Source organism: Rhodoligotrophos appendicifer, from assembly GCF_007474605.1.
Taxonomy (GTDB): domain Bacteria; phylum Pseudomonadota; class Alphaproteobacteria; order Rhizobiales; family Im1; genus Rhodoligotrophos; species Rhodoligotrophos appendicifer.
The window spans coordinates 112,697-129,366 of the sequence record NZ_VHKL01000010.1; the positions used below are offsets into that span (position 1 = coordinate 112,697).

Annotated in this window: 14 protein-coding genes; 6 read left to right on the top strand and 8 right to left on the bottom strand. The window is 60.7% G+C overall.

What is annotated here, in order from left to right; translation table 11 throughout:
* Positions 1-88: 88 nt before the first annotated feature.
* Together FKM97_RS21290 and FKM97_RS21295 are read right to left on the bottom strand one after the other, a co-directional pair.
* Complete coding sequence (locus FKM97_RS21290; RefSeq protein WP_144294458.1) at positions 89-727, bottom strand: L,D-transpeptidase family protein; 639 nt, start codon at positions 725-727, stop codon at positions 89-91.
* Between the two features lie 63 nt (positions 728-790).
* Positions 791-1,141: a hypothetical protein gene (locus tag FKM97_RS21295; RefSeq protein ID WP_144294459.1), complete on the bottom strand. Its 351-nt coding sequence runs from the start codon at positions 1,139-1,141 to the stop codon at positions 791-793.
* A 73-nt stretch (positions 1,142-1,214) separates the two neighbouring features.
* Here FKM97_RS21295 and FKM97_RS21300 point away from each other — a divergent pair, with 73 nt between their 5' ends.
* The 3 genes from FKM97_RS21300 (at position 1,215) to FKM97_RS21310 (ending at position 4,413) form a co-directional block, all read left to right on the top strand.
* Positions 1,215-2,192 carry a DUF6282 family protein gene (locus FKM97_RS21300; protein ID WP_144294460.1) on the top strand — a complete coding sequence of 326 codons (978 nt, stop codon included), beginning with the start codon at positions 1,215-1,217 and terminating at the stop codon, positions 2,190-2,192.
* A 23-nt stretch (positions 2,193-2,215) separates the two neighbouring features.
* Positions 2,216-3,181: an agmatinase gene (locus FKM97_RS21305; RefSeq protein WP_144294461.1), complete on the top strand. Its 966-nt coding sequence runs from the start codon at positions 2,216-2,218 to the stop codon at positions 3,179-3,181.
* An 86-nt stretch (positions 3,182-3,267) separates the two neighbouring features.
* Positions 3,268-4,413: an extracellular catalytic domain type 1 short-chain-length polyhydroxyalkanoate depolymerase gene (locus tag FKM97_RS21310; protein WP_144294462.1), complete on the top strand. Its 1,146-nt coding sequence runs from the start codon at positions 3,268-3,270 to the stop codon at positions 4,411-4,413.
* A gap of 24 nt (positions 4,414-4,437) precedes the next feature.
* Here the strand turns inward: FKM97_RS21310 and FKM97_RS21315 are convergent, their stop codons facing one another.
* The 6 genes from FKM97_RS21315 to FKM97_RS21340 all read right to left on the bottom strand — a co-directional run bounded on the left by FKM97_RS21315 (position 4,438) and on the right by FKM97_RS21340 (position 12,831).
* Complete coding sequence (locus FKM97_RS21315) at positions 4,438-6,123, bottom strand: ATP-binding protein (RefSeq protein ID WP_144294463.1); 1,686 nt, start codon at positions 6,121-6,123, stop codon at positions 4,438-4,440.
* On the bottom strand, positions 6,110-7,636 hold the full coding sequence (locus FKM97_RS21320; protein WP_144294464.1) for an ATPase domain-containing protein: 1,527 nt from the start codon (positions 7,634-7,636) through the stop codon (positions 6,110-6,112). Before FKM97_RS21320 ends, FKM97_RS21315 begins: the two co-directional genes overlap by 14 nt.
* 91 nt (positions 7,637-7,727) lie before the next feature.
* A complete protein-coding gene (locus FKM97_RS21325) occupies positions 7,728-8,507 on the bottom strand; it encodes an enoyl-CoA hydratase/isomerase family protein (protein ID WP_170241051.1) in 780 nt (259 codons plus the stop codon).
* Complete coding sequence (locus FKM97_RS21330) at positions 8,504-9,367, bottom strand: HTD2 family dehydratase (protein WP_144294466.1); 864 nt, start codon at positions 9,365-9,367, stop codon at positions 8,504-8,506. The genes FKM97_RS21325 and FKM97_RS21330 overlap by 4 nt, the downstream gene beginning before the upstream one ends.
* A complete protein-coding gene (locus tag FKM97_RS21335) occupies positions 9,358-10,614 on the bottom strand; it encodes an aminopeptidase (RefSeq protein WP_144294467.1) in 1,257 nt (418 codons plus the stop codon). The genes FKM97_RS21330 and FKM97_RS21335 overlap by 10 nt, the downstream gene beginning before the upstream one ends.
* 54 nt (positions 10,615-10,668) lie before the next feature.
* Entirely contained in the window at positions 10,669-12,831 is a 2,163-nt protein-coding gene (locus FKM97_RS21340; RefSeq protein WP_144294468.1) for a glycoside hydrolase family 3 N-terminal domain-containing protein, read from the bottom strand.
* 80 nt (positions 12,832-12,911) lie between these two features.
* On the opposite strand from FKM97_RS21340, the gene FKM97_RS21345 reads away from it, so the two are divergent.
* The 3 genes from FKM97_RS21345 to FKM97_RS21355 all read left to right on the top strand — a co-directional run bounded on the left by FKM97_RS21345 (position 12,912) and on the right by FKM97_RS21355 (position 16,670).
* Positions 12,912-14,732, top strand: coding sequence for an ABC transporter ATP-binding protein/permease (locus FKM97_RS21345; protein WP_170241052.1), 1,821 nt, complete (start codon positions 12,912-12,914; stop codon positions 14,730-14,732).
* 10 nt (positions 14,733-14,742) lie between these two features.
* Positions 14,743-16,032 carry a glucoamylase family protein gene (locus tag FKM97_RS21350; protein ID WP_144294470.1) on the top strand — a complete coding sequence of 430 codons (1,290 nt, stop codon included), beginning with the start codon at positions 14,743-14,745 and terminating at the stop codon, positions 16,030-16,032.
* 98 nt (positions 16,033-16,130) lie between these two features.
* Entirely contained in the window at positions 16,131-16,670 is a 540-nt protein-coding gene (locus tag FKM97_RS21355) for a FecR domain-containing protein (protein WP_144294471.1), read from the top strand.

The window sequence follows — 16,670 nt, forward strand, 5'->3', positions numbered from 1 at the left end:
TTGGAGCAGATGGCGGTTCTGCAGTAGTCCCCATGGCCGGGGCCTGCAATACGCGAAGCCGAGAGCGCATTGCAGGCTGCCGCTGCGGTTAGCTCACGCCTTGGGTGCCCGAGGACCTCACAATGACGCGTGAACTGACGGGGACGCGGCGGTAGAGGTCGATCACATCCTCGTTCAGGAGGCGAATACAGCCGGAAGAGACCGATTGGCCGATCGACCACGGCTCGCTGGTCCCATGGATCCGGTACAAAGTATCCCTTCCATTCTCATAGAGGTACAGCGCTCGCGCACCCAGCGGGTTCTCCGGGCCTCCCGGCATCCCCCTCGCCCATTCCCGCAGACGCGGTTCGCGTTCGATCATTTCCGCCGGAGGGGTCCATGTCGGCCACTGTGCCTTGCGAGCGATGATGGCGTCACCGCTCCAACCAAATCCTTCCCGGCCGACACCAACGCCATATCGCAGCGCCTGCCCTCCCTCCAGAACGAGCCAGAGGTACCGAGCCTCAGGATCGACGATGATGACGCCAGGATCTTCGCCGCTGGAATCTTGAACAATTTGACGCCAAAACTGCTTGGCGATCTTCGACCGGTCAACCGGTTGCAAGGGAAATGGCTCCGACACATTCAATGCCGAGCCGAGAGGTTCTCGAGCTCGAGCCGCAGGAGCGGCATATGTGGCGATGGCCAACGCGCCCAATGAGGCCGTGAAGTTCCGACGAGTAAACATCTTTCTCTCCGTTCAAAGCTGTGCGGCGACACGCTCGAAGCGAGGCCGCTAGAATTCGCAATGTCAGACGGAGAGAGTTTTCGGGGGACGGTGAGGCGTTGGAGTCGCGCGGCTTCTCAGGGCTGCCTCGAAAGGCGGGACAATGGCGCAAAGCCGGGTTTCGAGGCGGGGAAGCGAGTCGAGGACGGCCGGCTTGAAGAATGGGCACGACAGGGCGCCACTTCCATTCTGGCACCGCTTGACGAAGCCGCCTGCCTGCTCCTGAGCGGAGCCCTCCTTGGCCGAGATGTCCGCCGCAACGGTGGCCGCCGATTCCCATGCCACAACCCTGGCCTCGGCGGTCTGGCTCCGTGGCAGCGCCGTGGTCACGAGCACAAGGGCTATTGCGAGAAATAAATGGACCAGCGACCTCATACGGACTTAGTGATCGCAACAGCGAGAGAGTGCAAGTTGTCGAGGATCACAAGCAGGTGAAAGGTTGAGTCGAATGTTCGAATCCACCGAGGAAATCCGGCATGTGCTGCAGAGCGCGGGTGTCGTCGACACGCATTATCATGTGGGACCTGAGCTTCTGGTCCGTCGCTACGACGTCAAAACCCTAGCCGACGTCGCTGCGCCCTTCGGCGCGACTCTGGTCCTGAAGAATCATACTTATCCGACGACCCCTTTGGCCGCATTGGCACGCGCGCGCTTCGGAGCGAACTTCTTCGGCGGGGTCGTCCTCAACAAATTCGTCGGAGGCCTGAACCCGGCTGCCGTCGAGGGCGCCATGTCGGGCAATAGGGCCAAGGTCGATGACCCTGCAACGGACACCTCTCCCGTCGTGGTGTGGATGCCGACGGTGCATTCGGTCGCCCATCTCGAGCTGCATGGCTTCAGCTTCGATCCACGTTGGTCCGGCTGTTGTACGCACGGGCATGAACCCACTCATCCACACCCCGAGAACAGTGAACCCGAGGCACCCGTGGTCGCTTTTGCCGGCGGGGTGCGCCCCACTCCCGAATTGATTGCCACTCTGGAGGCGATCGCGCAGCATGGCTGCATCCTCGCGACAGGCCATCTGTCAGGGGCGGAAGTCAAACGGTTGGTGCCGCTCGCGGTGGAAATGGGAATCCATCGGGTGATCCTGACTCATCCCCACCACCCTGCCATAAATCTGTCGGATGAAGATCAGCGGGAGCTCACGCGCTTCCCTCAGGTTTTCGCCGAGCATTGTTTTGCCATCCATACTCAAGATGGAGTTGCCCTCGACGCGTTCGCCTCCGCGATCCGCATGACTGGTCCCGAAAAGGTGCTCCTGTCCACCGACTTCGGCCAGGTCAACAGTGATCCGTTCCCCGAAGGCACCGTGCGCTACGCCGCGGAGCTTGCCGCAAAGCTCGACGGCTCGATCTCCAGATCCGAGTTCATCGCCATGTTCTGCGAGAACGGCCGGAGGGCCTTGAACACAGCGAAAAACAGCTGAATGCCAATGAGAGAGAACCGCTGATGACCCGTCCGCTCACGACACCCCCTCGGCATGGCCATCGCAGCATGCTCTATGCCGAGGTGAACACGAACCTCGATTCCCTCAATGCCCATATCGCGTTCATCGGCATTCCTTACGGCTCCGCCTATACCATCGACGAGGTGAGCAACGACCAGAGCCGTGCGCCCACGGCCATCCGCCAGGCCACGGACCGGGCTGTGCGACACCTCGACCGTTATGATTTCGATGTCGGCGGCCCGATTTACGACGGTCGGGACGTGAGGGTCGTCGATTGCGGCGATGTCATCGGAGATCCCAAGGACCCCGGCGCCCATTATCGAAACGCCGAGTCCGCCATACGCAAGATCCTTGCAGCCGGCGCCTTACCCCTCATCATGGGCGGCGATCACGGAATTCCCATTCCCGTTCTGCGTGCGTTCGATGATCAAGGACCGATCACCCTGATCCAGATCGATGCCCATCTGGACTGGCGCGACCAGATCAACGGTGTCCATGACGGCCTCTCAAGCCCCATGCGTCGAGCCTCAGAGATGGCCCATGTCGAAGACATCTTTCAAATCGGCATCCGGGCCCAAGGCACCGCGCGGCCAGAAGAATATGAGGCAGCACTCGCCTATGGCGCCCACATCATCACCGCCTATGAGCTGCATGATGCTGGCATGGACGCTGTTCTCGATCGCATTCCCGATGGAGGCCGTTACTACATCACAATCGACGCGGACGGCATGGATCCTTCCGTTATGCCGGCGGTTGCCGGTCCTGCGCTGGGTGGCGTGACCTATGTTCAGGCTCGCAAGCTCTTGCATGGGCTCGTCCGGAAGGGCCGTATCGTGGGAATGGACATCGTCGAAATCACACCGTCAAAGGACGTAAACCAGCTCACGGCAATCGCCGCCGGCCGACTTTTCGTCAATCTTATCGGTGCGGCCGTCCGAGCCGATTACTTTGGAGTGGCCGGCGATTAAATTGCTGCAATGCAGCAACGAAGTTGTAGCGCGTGCATTACTCTTCCATCGCCCGCTACAGGCTTGGCAGCTTACAAGGAAAAGTCATGAGATCCATTTCCGACACGATCGGAAGGCTAGAGCGGATGCGCAATCTCAGCACCGGTCACACAAGATCAGGTGGGGGAAGGCTCTCCGTATTGACGGATTTCGGCTCAAATCCGGGTTCGCTCGCTGCCCATACCTATGCGCCTGCCGATTTGCAGAGTGGTTCGCCCCTGGTCGTCGTCCTGCACGGATGCACTCAGAACGCGACCGACTATGACATTGGGTCCGGCTGGTCCAAACTGGCCGATGATGCCGGCTTCGGCATCCTGTTTCCCGAGCAACCGCCGATCAACAATCAAAACCGATGCTTCAACTGGTTTGCCCGGGACGATATCCGTCGTGACCGCGGCGAGGTCCACTCGATCAAGCAAATGATCGACAGTTTTGCGAGCCAGCACAGCATCGATCCCGATCGCATCTTCATCACCGGGTTATCGGCCGGTGGTGCAATGGCTTTGGCGATGCTCGCTGCCTATCCCGAGGTCTTTGCAGCAGGTGCCGTCGTCGGCGGATTGCCCTATGGGACTGCCTCCTCCGTGCCCGAGGCCTTCGACAGGATGCGCGGGCACGGGCTCCCGGGTTCCGCCGCCCTCACCCAGCACGTCCGCAGTGCCTCCTCGCACGAGGGCCCCTGGCCTGCCCTCTCGATCTGGCATGGAACCCAAGACAAGACCGTGGATCCCGCGAATGTCGCGGCGATGGTCAACCAGTGGAAGGGCCTCCATCAATTGGACGCGACCCCCACTCACCTGGAAAAGGACGGCAGGCTTGTCCGTGAAGTCTGGCGCGACAGGATGGACCGGGTCGTCATCGAGACCAACCTGGTCAACGGGATGGGCCACGGTACGCCCTTATCCACGGAAGGACCGCAGGGATACGGCCGCCCCGGGCCCTTCATGCTGGAAACGGGGCTATCATCCACTCTTCACATCGCGCGGTTCTTCGGGCTCGTCGACTCCATGGACGTCGCGCGAAAGGCTCCCCATACTGACGCGGCCACCGCCCCCTCGCCGCGCGCCAAAACCTCGGCTGCACCACCTGTTTCCACTCAGCCAAGCATAACCAGCCGATCGGCGGGGCATCCGCCCTCTAAAATCGGCCAGATCATCGAAAAAGCGCTGCGGTCTGCCGGATTGATGAACTAAAGCCGTGCAAGCGTGGCGGGCGCTCTATTGAACCAACCCGCGGGTTCTCGCCAATTGGAGGGCTGAGGCCAGTTCATCAATTTGATATGGCTTGGCCAGAATCGGCAAACCCTCTGCCTCAGCCGATGTCTTTGCGGCCTCGGCATATCCGCTTGTGAGGAGAACAGGCATCCCCTCTCGCCGTCTTCGCACTTCCCGCGCGAGGTCGACGCCGTTCATGGTTCCAGGCATCATGATATCGGAAAATACGATGTCGATCGTACGATCATTCGACAATGCCCCGAGAGCCGCAGCGGCGCTGGACACCCGGATGACGTCATAGCCCAGCTGCAACAGCATTTCGTTCACGAGAGCTGCCACTTCTTCGTCATCCTCGACCAGAAGCACGCAACCCGCCGCGGTCGGCTTGTGGGTTCCCCCATGGAGATCGATCAGATGATGCTCCACCGCTGACGGCGATGATGCAGCCTTGGGGAGGTAAAGAGTGATCGTGGTCCCCTGTCCCATCTCGCTGTCGATTTCGATCGTTCCTCCCGACTGCTGTACGAAACCGTGGACCTGTGCGAGACCCAAGCCTGATCCGCGTCCGATTTCCTTCGTCGTAAAGAACGGCTCAAACACGCGCGCCTGGACATCCGGAGCGATCCCGCAACCGGTGTCGCTGATCGACAAGCTCACAAAATCACGAGCTTCGTTTTCGATTTTATCGCGTGAGTTGTTTGCTCGGACAGTGATGGTGCCGCCGTTGGGCATGGCATCCCGAGAGTTGACGGCGAGATTCAGGACAACGAGTTCAAGTTCGCCAGGATCAACCTCCACCGGCCACAAATCGTCCGGGAAATCAAACGTGACATGGACGTCGCCGCGCAGGCTTCGATCCAGGAGCTCTCTCATTCCGCCAATCTGGCAGGCAAGGTCCACGGATTCCGGTTTCAGCTCCTGACGCCGCGAGAATGCAAGCAGTTGACGGGTCAGACTGGCGCCACGCTGCGCAGCCCGCTGCATCCCTTCCATCAGCCGCAGCCGGCGATCCGGATCAGACTGGCGATCCAACATCGCAAGCCCTCCCGAGATCACCATGAGCAAGTTATTGAAGTCATGAGCCACGCCGCCCGTGAGCTGGCCAATGGCTTCTATCTTCTGGGCCTGGCGCAACGTCTCCTCGACGCGGGCCCGCTCGTTCATCTGAGTGCGCAGGTTACGATTTGCTTCCTCAAGCTCCCGAGTGCGAGAGACAACTTCGTTTTCCAGCCCCTCGGCGGACCGCCGCTGGGCTTCCATAAGCACCCTCACCTCATATTGCCGCTTCCTTGCGCGCAAGGCTGCCCGGAGGGCCGTGGTCAGGGTTATCGGCTGCACCGGTCTTTCTAGAAACGATACGTTGTGTAGAGAATCGATCAATCTCTGCCGCCATGCAGCCACAGCAGGCTGATCTTGGCGACTGGTCAAGACAATGAAGGGGAGATCCGACCATGCCGGTTGACGCTGAACCCACAGCGACAGCGCTGTGATATCTTTCCCGAAAAGGCCTTCCTCGGCGATGAATACTGCTGCCGCACCCCGATCGATCTGCTGGATCAACTGAGAGAGATCAACACAGTTGTCGGCCAGAATCCCTCCCTTCCTGAGCAAAGCCGTCGAGGCAGAGCCGTCCCTGCCGATGGGCGCAAAGACGAGAACCCGAGCGTTGCGGTCGTCAAGCTGTCCCATTGTATTCTTCTGCTGTCGGCACAGTCTCTTCGGGAGAGTAGCGGGGCGTGCCGGTGAATATACCGCTGAAGCGCGTGGTCGGCTGACCCAGTTTGATCCCGCCGCCCGTCAAAGAAAAATCGCGAATGGTGTGCTCGTGATGGCCACTCCGCTTCTTCACCACGGAGAGTGCCCTGCGGACGGTTCCGTTCACTTCGAAATACCGCAGCATCAACACGGCATCGGCGAGATAACTGATATCGAGCGGCGTATCCATAGGACCCACAAGCCCGTGCTGGGCGAGGACCAGAATGGTCACGACGCCTTTGTGGCCGAGATAGGCAAGCAGCTCATGCATCTGGAGGATGAGAAAGCGCTCCTCTGGCATGGCATTGAGGTAGCCATTCAAACTGTCGATGACGATGACACGCGCTCCATCGACGTCGACACTTCGCCGTATGTTGGCGGCAAATTCGCCTGGTGAAAGCTCCGCCGGGTCTATCTGCTGATAGCGGATGAGCCCGGACTCAACATGCTCGCGCAGCGGGAGCCCAAGCGTGCGGGCCCTTGCCTCGATCGTTCCGCGCCCTTCATCGAACGCGAAAAAGACCGCATGCTCTCCACGATCCGCGGCAGCGATGGTGTAAGTCAGCGCCAGCGACGACTTGCCGACCCCCGCAGAACCGATCAAGAGAGCGTTGGTGCCGCGTTCGAGGCCGCCACCCAAAAGCTGGTCCAATTCCGGATTGCCGCTGGAGGTCACATCGCCTGTGAAACTCGTGTGATGTTCGGCAGCGACCAAGCGGGGATAGATCTCCAGCCCGCCTCGCTGGATCTTGAAGTCATGAAAGCCGCCACGGTATTGAATCCCTCGCATCTTGATCACCCGCAGGCGTCGACGCTCGGAGCCGTAATCTATGGCGAGTTGCTCAAGCAAAACCACACCGTGGGAAATTGAGTGAAGTTGGAGATCATTCTCCTGAGACGACAGATCATCCAACAGAATGACGGTGCATCGCCGGCTGGTGAAGAAGTGTTTCAGCGCCAGCACCTGACGCCGGTATCGCAGCGGGCTCTGAGCCAGCAGGCGCAGCTCCGACAGGCTATCGAGCACGATCCGGGTCGGGTTCAGCGCTTCCACCCGCTCAAAGATTAGTTTGGTCGTCTCGCTGAGCTCCATCTCCGCAGGATGGAACACGGTGATCTCACGCTCGGGGTCGAGTGACGTTTCGGGAGGCACAAGTTCAAAAATATCGACGCCGTCCAGCAACCAGCCGTGACGCTTGGCAACCAGCGTCAGCTCTCTCTTGGTCTCGGACAGGGTAATGTAGAGGACCCGCTCGCCATTACGCACGCCTTGCAGCAAAAACTCCAGCGCAATGGTCGTCTTACCGGTCCCCGGCCGGCCCTCATACAGATACAACCGGTTGGCATCCAAGCCCCCGCACAGGATGGTATCCAAACCGTGATTGCCGGTCGAAATGCGAGGGTTATCATCCTCGTCGATCTTCAAGGTCTGGTTCAGGTCAGGCATGCTCCGGTTCCGCCGTCATCGAAGCCCCAACAACGCAGATCGGTAAGCGTGGTTGCACAAGGCAGCTTGCACGGCTCCGTGCAACGGCCACTCACCGCCCGTTGAATATGGGAGTCCGCTTTGCGGAGAGGGCCTCTATCCCCTCTTGAAGGTCGGAACTGGCGTAAACTTCGCGGTACCAAGGAGTGCCGTCCTCGAATGTGAGTTGCGGCTCAAGGTACAGTCGCGACATCTCCTTGATCGACTTCAGGCTCAACGGTGCGTTTGAGACCAAGCTGTCCACAAAGCTCTCGGTCTCCTTCACCAACGTCTCCGGCGAAGCAACCCTCTCTACAAGACCTATTTGCAAGGCCTCAGAGGCGGAGATCACCACTCCCGTCATCAGCAACCGCTTGGCTTGGGGTACGCCCACAAGTCGGGCAAGCCTTTGAAGGTCCGGTGGGCATATACAGAAACCAATCTTCGAAATCGGTATTCCCAACCGGGCGGCATCGCTGCAGAAGCGAAAATCGCAAGCGTTTGCCAGCAAACAGCCGCCGCCGATGGCGTGACCATTCATCATGGCAATCACGGGCTTCGGGGCAAGGCTTATGGCCTCATGAAGGTGTTCGGCAGTCGCTTCGTAAGCGATCGCAGTTTCCGTGTCCGAGAATGCCTGCTTGAATTCGCGGATGTCTCCACCGGAGACGAAGACTCTGTCTCCGCCTCCCCGCAGAACGATGCAGCGCACCGATGGATCCCGTCCCAACTCTTCGATGAGTTCAGTCAGTTCCCGCATGGTTGCGGTATCCAGTGCATTGCGGACGTCAGGCCGGTCGATCACGACCCAAGCTGCGTGGTCCTTGATCTCAACGATCACAGAGTTGCTCATCGGTGGCCATCTCCGAGGAGGCATGCCTCTGCCATCATGGCCAAACCGCCGGCCTTATTGGAGGCCCATAGTTTTATACGGCCGTCTTCGCTGGCTGGGGCGGCATTGACGGTCATAGGGTCTCCTGCGAAGAGCGGTGAGAAGGCGCGGAAGGAAAATTTCTGCAGCGGCACCTTGGGCAGATTTCGGTTCACGAGATCGGCCAGCAACGTGGCGATCAGGGGGCCATGAACGACGAGGCCGGGGTAGCCCTCGATCCCGCGGGCATAATCGAGATCATAGTGGATCCGGTGCCCATTGAACGTGAGCGCGGAGTAGCGGAACAGGAGAGGTGCGTCGGGAGTGACCGTACGGTGCCAGGCTGCGTGATCCGCGACAGTTTCCGTCGCCTTGACGGCCGCACCCCCCAAGCCCCTGTAGACAATGTCATGCTCCTCGACGATTGCGGCGGGATTGCCTCGTTCCGCAATCTCATGGCGAACGGTGACAAAGATAAGCCGGCCGCTACCGCCGGTCTTCTCCTTGACCGCCGCTATGGTCGATCGTCTCGTTACATGTGCGCCCGTCGTCAGAGGCCTCAGAAAGGAGACACGACCTCCCGCCCACATCCGCCGCGGCAGATCGTGAACGGGTGGGAGAAAGCCGCCGCGCATGGGGTGACCGTCAGATCCCAAGGAGGATTGCGGCGCACTTGGCAGAAACAAGAGCCAATGTGCCAGGGTGGGTACCGGATCACCCTCCTCAAATGGGGGATCGCCGCGATCGAAAGTCGCGGACCAGCGGTCGAGAGCCGACGCGGACACCCAATCTTCTGCAGTTTCTTCCCGACCCACCCAATCGCCAAAGGAACTCACGCCCATTCCCCCTGACGGATGACCGGCCTGCGCGATCCATCCTCATGGAGACCATCTACGTCGATTTCCGCCGAGCCGATCATCCAGTCGATGTGAATGAGGCTCTTGTTTCCACCTTGGGCCGCGATCTCGTCGGCGCTCAGCGCGGCACCGTTGCGGAAGCATTTCGAATAGCACTGCCCCAGGGCGATGTGCGAGGCCGCGTTCTCATCAAACAGCGTGTTGTAGAAAAGAAGGCCGCCTTTGGAGATCGGGGAAGAATGAGGCACCAGGGCCACTTCACCGAGACGGCGGGCCCCATCGTCAGTGTCCAAAACCTTATTCAAGACTTCCAAGCCGCGCGCAGCACTGGCCTCCACGATCCGGCCCTCCTCGAACCTGACTGAAATCTCGTCGATGAGGGTCCCCTGATACGACAGAGGCTTCGTGCTCGTGACATAGCCCTGCACCCGGCGCGCGTGGGGCGTGGTGAAAACCTCCTCGGTGGGAATGTTCGGATTGCAGGTTACGCCGTTCTTGGCGGTCGAGGCGCCCCCTTGCCATTCGTGTCCATCTGCTAAGCCAATGGTCAGGTCAGTTCCCGGTCCGGTGTAATGCAAGGCGTGAAAGTTCTGGCCGTTCAACCATTCGGTCCGAGTCCGCAGCTCGGCATTATGGGTTTTCCAAGCCGCCACAGGATCGTCGTTATCGACGCGGGAGGCCGAAAAAATCGCTTCCGCAAGCTTCGCTACGGCGATGTCTTCCTGATCATCAGGGAATACCAGTTTCGCCCAACTCAGGGTCGGATAGGCGATGATGTTCCAGTTGATGTCAAAGCCGGCGATCTTCTCCAGGGCCGGCTGATAGGCGATGGAGTTTGCCTTGTTTGCTCGCGCCACTTTCGAGGGATCCTGGCCAGAGAGAAGCATCGGATTGTCGCCGACGATCGCGAGGCGGGCCGTGTTTCCAGCGAAGGCTTTTGCAATGCCATCGAAAAGCCAGGACGGTGCGCGATCGAAACTCTCATCGGATGCGAATTTGTAGCGGGCAAGCGTCACGTCTTCATCTGCAAGCATGGGCGTGACGAGGCCAGCGCCCGCCCGGTAGGCATGCTCCGCAATTCGCCGCACCAGAGGCAGCGCTGACACGGGTGCCGTCAAGAACAAGTCCTGTCCGGCCTGAAGCTGCAATCCGACGCGGATCGCGACCTCGGCAAGCCGGTCCAGCTTCACCGGATCAATGGATGTCGTCAGCTCGCGGGGATGCAAATTCATCAGTAGCCTATTCGATTCAATAACACGCTCCCACGTTAACCGCGGTCGCGCGAACTATGAATGTGAAATTTGGTCACCGCCACCGGACGTGACCCGGAACCTTGTCCGCAGCAGTTGCTTCGGATCCGCGCTGGTGCCGACGCACACTTCAAATTCTCCAGGCTCGACCGCACAGGTGAGATCGAGCCCAGGGAAGGCAAGATCAGAAACCGGAAGGGTCATTCGCACCGTCGAACGCTCCCCTGGTGCCGGGCGCGCCTTAGCGAAACGCTTCAGTTCGAGCAAAGGTCTGGCAACACTTGCCACTGGATCCCGCAGGAAGAGGAAAATCGTCTCCTCTCCCGGGACCCCTCCGTTGTTGACCACGTCGACCGACATTATGATCTGGCCGTCGACAGGCACAGAGCCGGACTCCAGGCGAAGATTTTCGACCGTGAAGTTTCCATAGGACAGGCCATAACCAAAGGGAAACAACGGGGTCACATCGATGTCCAGATACTTGCTGGTGTAATGATCATCCGTGTTGGCAGGCCGGCCTGATGGCCGCTGGGCATAGAAGATCGGGACCTGGCCGAGTTCGCGCGGCCAGGTCACGGACAGGCGCCCACTTGGATTAAACCGGCCCACAAGGATATCGGCGATGGCGTTGCCAGCCTCGGTGCCCAGCCACCAGGTTGCCATCACCGCACTCGCCCGCTCGACGATGGAGGAGATCAGCAGTGGACGCCCGGCTGAGAGCAAGACGATTGTGGGTTTGCCGAGGTCGAGAACCGCATCGACGAATTCCTGCTGGCACCCCGGGAGCCCCGGAGACGACCGGCTGGCTGCCTCGCCGCTCATGCGCGCGCCCTCGCCGACCGCAAGGATGACGATGTCCGCCGAGCGAGCTGCCTCCAGGGCCAGGGGAATCGCGCTCCGGTCTTCTTCGGATAAGGAGACGCCCTGCTCACAAATGATATCGCAGTCGGGTAAAGCGCTGGACAGACCTTCGAGGATGGTGACCGGGTCACTCGCCTGACCTGCGGCGGACCAGGGTCCATTCATTTCGGAACGGGCGTCGGCCAATGGCCCAAGGAGGGCGATCCGGCGTCTTTCCATCGTCAGCGGCAGGAGGCCGTCATTCTTCAGGAGGACGATAGAGTGCCTTGCAACGTCCCGGGCCAAAGCCCGGGAGGGGCTGTCGCCCGAAACAGTCAGCGACACCTTGCGGCCGCGACGAAAGGGGTCGTCGAACAGACCCAAACGCTCCTTGAGCGAGAGAACGCGGCGAACAGAGGCATCGATTTCCGGCATTGAGACGAGACCGCGCCGCAGGGCTTCCGGGAGGCCCTTCGAGTAGGCGTTCGCCATCATGTCGATGTCGACGCCCGCCTTCAGCGCCAAGGCTGCCGCCTCCGCAAGGTCTGCGGCAACGCCATGATTGAGCAGTTCCGCAATCGCGTTGTAGTCGCTGACCAGCACGCCCTCGAAGCCCAGTTCGCCCCGCAGAACATTCCGCAAGAGGTAGCGGTGAGCCGTCATCGGTATGCCCGCGACATCGTTAAAGGCGGGCATGATCGCCGCGGCGCCGGCTTTCACCGCCGCCTCGAAGGGGGGCAAGTAGACTTCCCGCAGAGTGCGCTCGGAAATGTCCACCGATGCATATTCCCGACCGGCCGTCGGCGCCCCGTAGGCGCAGAAATGTTTCACAGTCGCGACGACGCTCTCGGCAGCGGAAAGGTCAGACCCCTGAAAGCCTCGTACTTTTGCAGACCCAATGCGCTGCGCCACGTAGGTGTCTTCGCCCGGGCCTTCGGCGAGACGTCCCCAACGCGGATCGCGCGCAATGTCCAGCATGGGCGCGAAAACCATGTTCAGACCGTCCTCCGCCGCCTCGATCGCGGCCTGACGCGCCGTGCTCTCCCAGATCTGTTCGTCGAAAATGCCGGCCTCCGCGGGCCCGATGGGGAAAATGGTGCGCTGACCATGGACCGTATCGAAACCCAGAAGCAGGGGGATCCCCAGGCGGGATTCTTCCACTGCCAGCTTCTGGACAGCATGAGCGGCTTCTGCTCCCCACAGATTGAGCATGTTGCCAATGAGTCCGGCGCGTATGCCTTCCGTGGAATCGCCGGCGATCGTGGGCCCGGTGATCACGAAATTCGCCGTGATCATGTTCAACTGGCCAATCTTCTCATCGAGCGTCATGCGCGCGATCAGCTCATCCACATGCCTCATCCTGACCTCGCAGTTGCAATTTTCGACCTTCGCGTTCTACACCAGAGGTGCGCTACCATTGCGTCGATCGGCACATGCCCATGAACGTTCCCACCGCCCAAGCTCCGGAAACGATTCCGGACGATCATCACTCGGTCGCCCGCTCCTTACCTATCGAATTGTTCATGCTGGTACAGGCCTTCCTGCGGTCCCCCCAGCTCAAGTCCCTGATCGTCATCGGCGTTGCAACAGTGCTCGTGGTGGGGGCGACCGCCTACGGGCAAGTCAAGCTGAACGCCTGGAACGGCCCCTTCTACAACGCTCTGGCGCGCAAGGACCTGGAGAGCTTTCTCCACCAGCTCGTGGTGTTCGGAGTGATCGCCAGCGCCCTGCTGGTGCTGAATGTCGCGCAGGCATGGCTCAATCGGATGACGCAGCTGAAACTGCGCCAGGGGCTGACGGGAGAGCTCCTCAACCAGTGGCTGGTGCCCAAGCGTGCCTTCCGCCTCGCCGGCTCCACAATAGGCTCGAATCCCGATCAGCGCATTCAGCAGGACGCGCTCAATCTCACTCAGCTGTCGGCAAATCTCGGCATAGGCTTGTTGCAGTCGTCCTTGCTGCTGGGGAGTTTCGTTGGCGTCTTATGGGGCCTTTCGGAAGGAGTGGTCATTCACTTCCAGGGGCAGAATTTCAGCATTCCGGGCTATATGGTCTGGTGCGCGCTCTTCTATGCCGGTCTGGCCTCCTGGCTGAGCTGGCTGGTAGGACGGCGGCTCATTCCGCTCGATGCCGAGCTTTATTCGCGTGAGGCGGACTTCCGCTTCTCCGTCGTTCATGTGAGCGAGAACAGCGATGCCATCGCATTGCATGGCGGCGAGGCGGACGAGAAACGCTACATCCTGCAGGTCTTCGACGCGCTGCTGGTCACCATGCGTCGCATCGTGTTTGCCACAACCGGGCTCATCTGGATCACGTCCGGCTATGGATGGTTCACCATCGTGGCTCCGATCCTCGTCGCCATGCCGGCTTATTTCGGCGGCGATCTGTCGTTCGGCGAATTGATGGTGGTCGTCGGTGCGTTCAACCAGGTGCAGCAGGCGCTGCGCTGGTTCGTGGACAATTTCTCCACGATCGCCGATTGGCGGGCGACTCTTCTCCGCATCGCCAGCTTCAATCGGGCCCTTCTGGCCATGGACGATCTGGAGCTCGGCAGAAGCCAAATCAGTGTCACCAGGGATGGCGGTGATCGACTGATCTTCGAGGACCTGCGGCTCGACACGCCCACCTGCTGCACGACGCTCGGAGAATCGCGGATCGAGATTCACCGCGGCGATCGCGTCCTCATCAGCGGCGCCTCGGGCAGCGGCAAGACAACCTTGTTCAGAGCGATCGGAGGGTTGTGGCCATGGGGCTCCGGTCATATCCGGCTGCCCTCAGACAGCGTGATGTTCGTCCCGCGACACCCGTATGTGCCAACGGGGACGCTGCGTTCCGCGCTGGCCTATCCCGCTCAGGAGGCTTCGGGTGCAGATGAAGAGCTGGTTAAGGTCCTGAAGAAGACCAGCCTTGGTCGGTTTGCCGGGGATCTCGATCGTGTCGCTCGCTGGGACAAGGAGATGAGTTTCGATGAGCAGCAATGCCTTGCCTTTGCACGGATCTATTTGCAGCGGCCGAAATGGGTGATCATCGACGAGGCCATCGATGGCGTTGACGACAATGGACGGCGGGTCATCTTCAGCATCCTCAAGGAAGACATGGCCGATGCCTGCATCATCTATATCGGGCGCGGCGCCTCCCAAGACGAGTTCTTCACGCGGAGCCTCACTCTGGTGGTCGAGAAGGTGGCGCCAAGTGCAAATTTAACCGATGCCGCGATAAGCTTGGGGGAAACCGAGCCGAGGCATCTTCCCGCCGCCACGTAGGATCCGCTCCATGCCGAATGAGACCACCCGCGCCAAAGACCTTCGCGACGAGGACCTTCTCGAGCTGGTCCAGCGGCAGACTTTCGGATTCTTCTGGGAGGGTGCGCACCCAGCAAGCGGTCTTGCCCGCGACCGGGCCATGACGACGCACGATCCCGACAACGACATCGTCGCGATCGGTGGCTCCGGTTTCGGCGTCATGGCCATCATCGTTGCAGTGGAGCGAGGATGGATTTCGAGGAGCGCAGCGCTGGAGCGGCTCGACATCATGCTCCGGTGCCTGGAGAAGGCCACCTGCTATCATGGCCTGTTTCCTCACTTCATGAACGGGCAGACGGGTGCCAGCATAGCGTTCTGGCGGAAGGACGACGGCGCCGATCTCGTCGAGACGGCGTTCTTGTTCATGGGGCTGCTGTGCGTCCGCCAGTATTTCGACACGGATACTCCCGAGGAGCGGCGCCTGCGGGAGCGTATCGGCTGGCTATGGCACGACACCGAATGGACGTGGCACACGCAGGGCGGCCGGGAAATCCTGTACTGGCACTGGAGCCCCAATAACGGGTTCTCGATGAACCACGAGATCCGCGGCTGGAACGAGTGCCTCGTCGCCTATGTCCTGGCCGCAGGTGCGCCAAAATATGCGATCGATCCGGCTGTCTACCACAATGGCTGGGCCCTGAACCGGAGGTTCCTGAACGGCCATCGCTACTACGGCATCGACCTGCCCCTGGGACCCCCTTTCGGGGGGCCGCTCTTCTTTTGCCACTACTCGTTTTCCGGCCTGGATCCTCGCGGCTTGAAGGACAGCTATGCCGATTACTACGAACAGAACCTCGCCCATACCCTGATCAACTACGAGCACTGCGTTCGAAATCCCAACGCGTATCCCGGCTATGGGGCGAACTGCTGGGGATTGACCGCCAGTGACGATCCCGACGGCTATGCCGCTCATGCGCCCGATGGTGGGAACGACAATGGAGTGATTTCGCCCACGGCGGCCTTGTCGAGCTTTCCCTATGCACCGGACAAGGCAATGCAGGCTCTGCGCCATTTCTATGATGATCGTGGCGATCAGATCTGGGGGCGTTACGGCTTCGTGGATGCCTTCTCCGACAGGGCCGGCTGGACAGCGAACACCTTCCTGGCCATCGACCAGGGACCCATCATCACCATGATCGAGAATTATCGCACCGGTTTGCTTTGGCGGCTCTTCATGAGCGTTCCGGACGTGCAAAGAGGCCTCAGACGGCTCGGGTTTCAGAGCCCGCATCTGGACCCATCGACAGCTCTTGTCTCCTAGCGCTCGGGAGGTCCGCCCCACACGCACGCAGATCCTGTCATTCGAGGATCATCAGTGCCATATTGTACGCGTGTGATGGATGGGTCAGGGCAAAGGCGATGGCGGAGCTTTCGAGCGTTACGAGGATCGCGGCCGGGATTGTGCTGGCCGCCTGCCTGCTGTCCGCAGGCGGGCTCGGATCTGTCCGGGCCCAGGGCACAGGCTGCACTCTCACCGAGGTCACGGGCACACCACCGCGCTCCGTCCTTCGTTGCCCCGGGCTCGTGATCGAGGCTGAGCGGAGCGCCCAGTACCAGTTGCTGGACCGAGACCGAAATCAGGTGCCGGATGCTGCAAGGCTCAACCAGGGTGCATTGCTCATCGAATATTCCGGGGGCAAGCGGGACGGCTTTCAGATCCTTACGCCACACGCCATTGCCTCCGTGCGCGGGACGAGCTGGGCCGTGGATGTCAAAGGCGTGGACACCGCCGTTCTCGTCGTCACCGGCCGGGTCGATGTCAGACGGCCCACAGCCAGCAGAGGCGTGGTGCTCCAAGCCGGGCAAGGGGTCGATGTCGGTCCCGGGTCCGGTCCGCTCGAGGTCAAGACTTGGGGAGCCCCTCGCGTAAGGGCGCTGCTGGCTCGCTTCGGCCGCTGA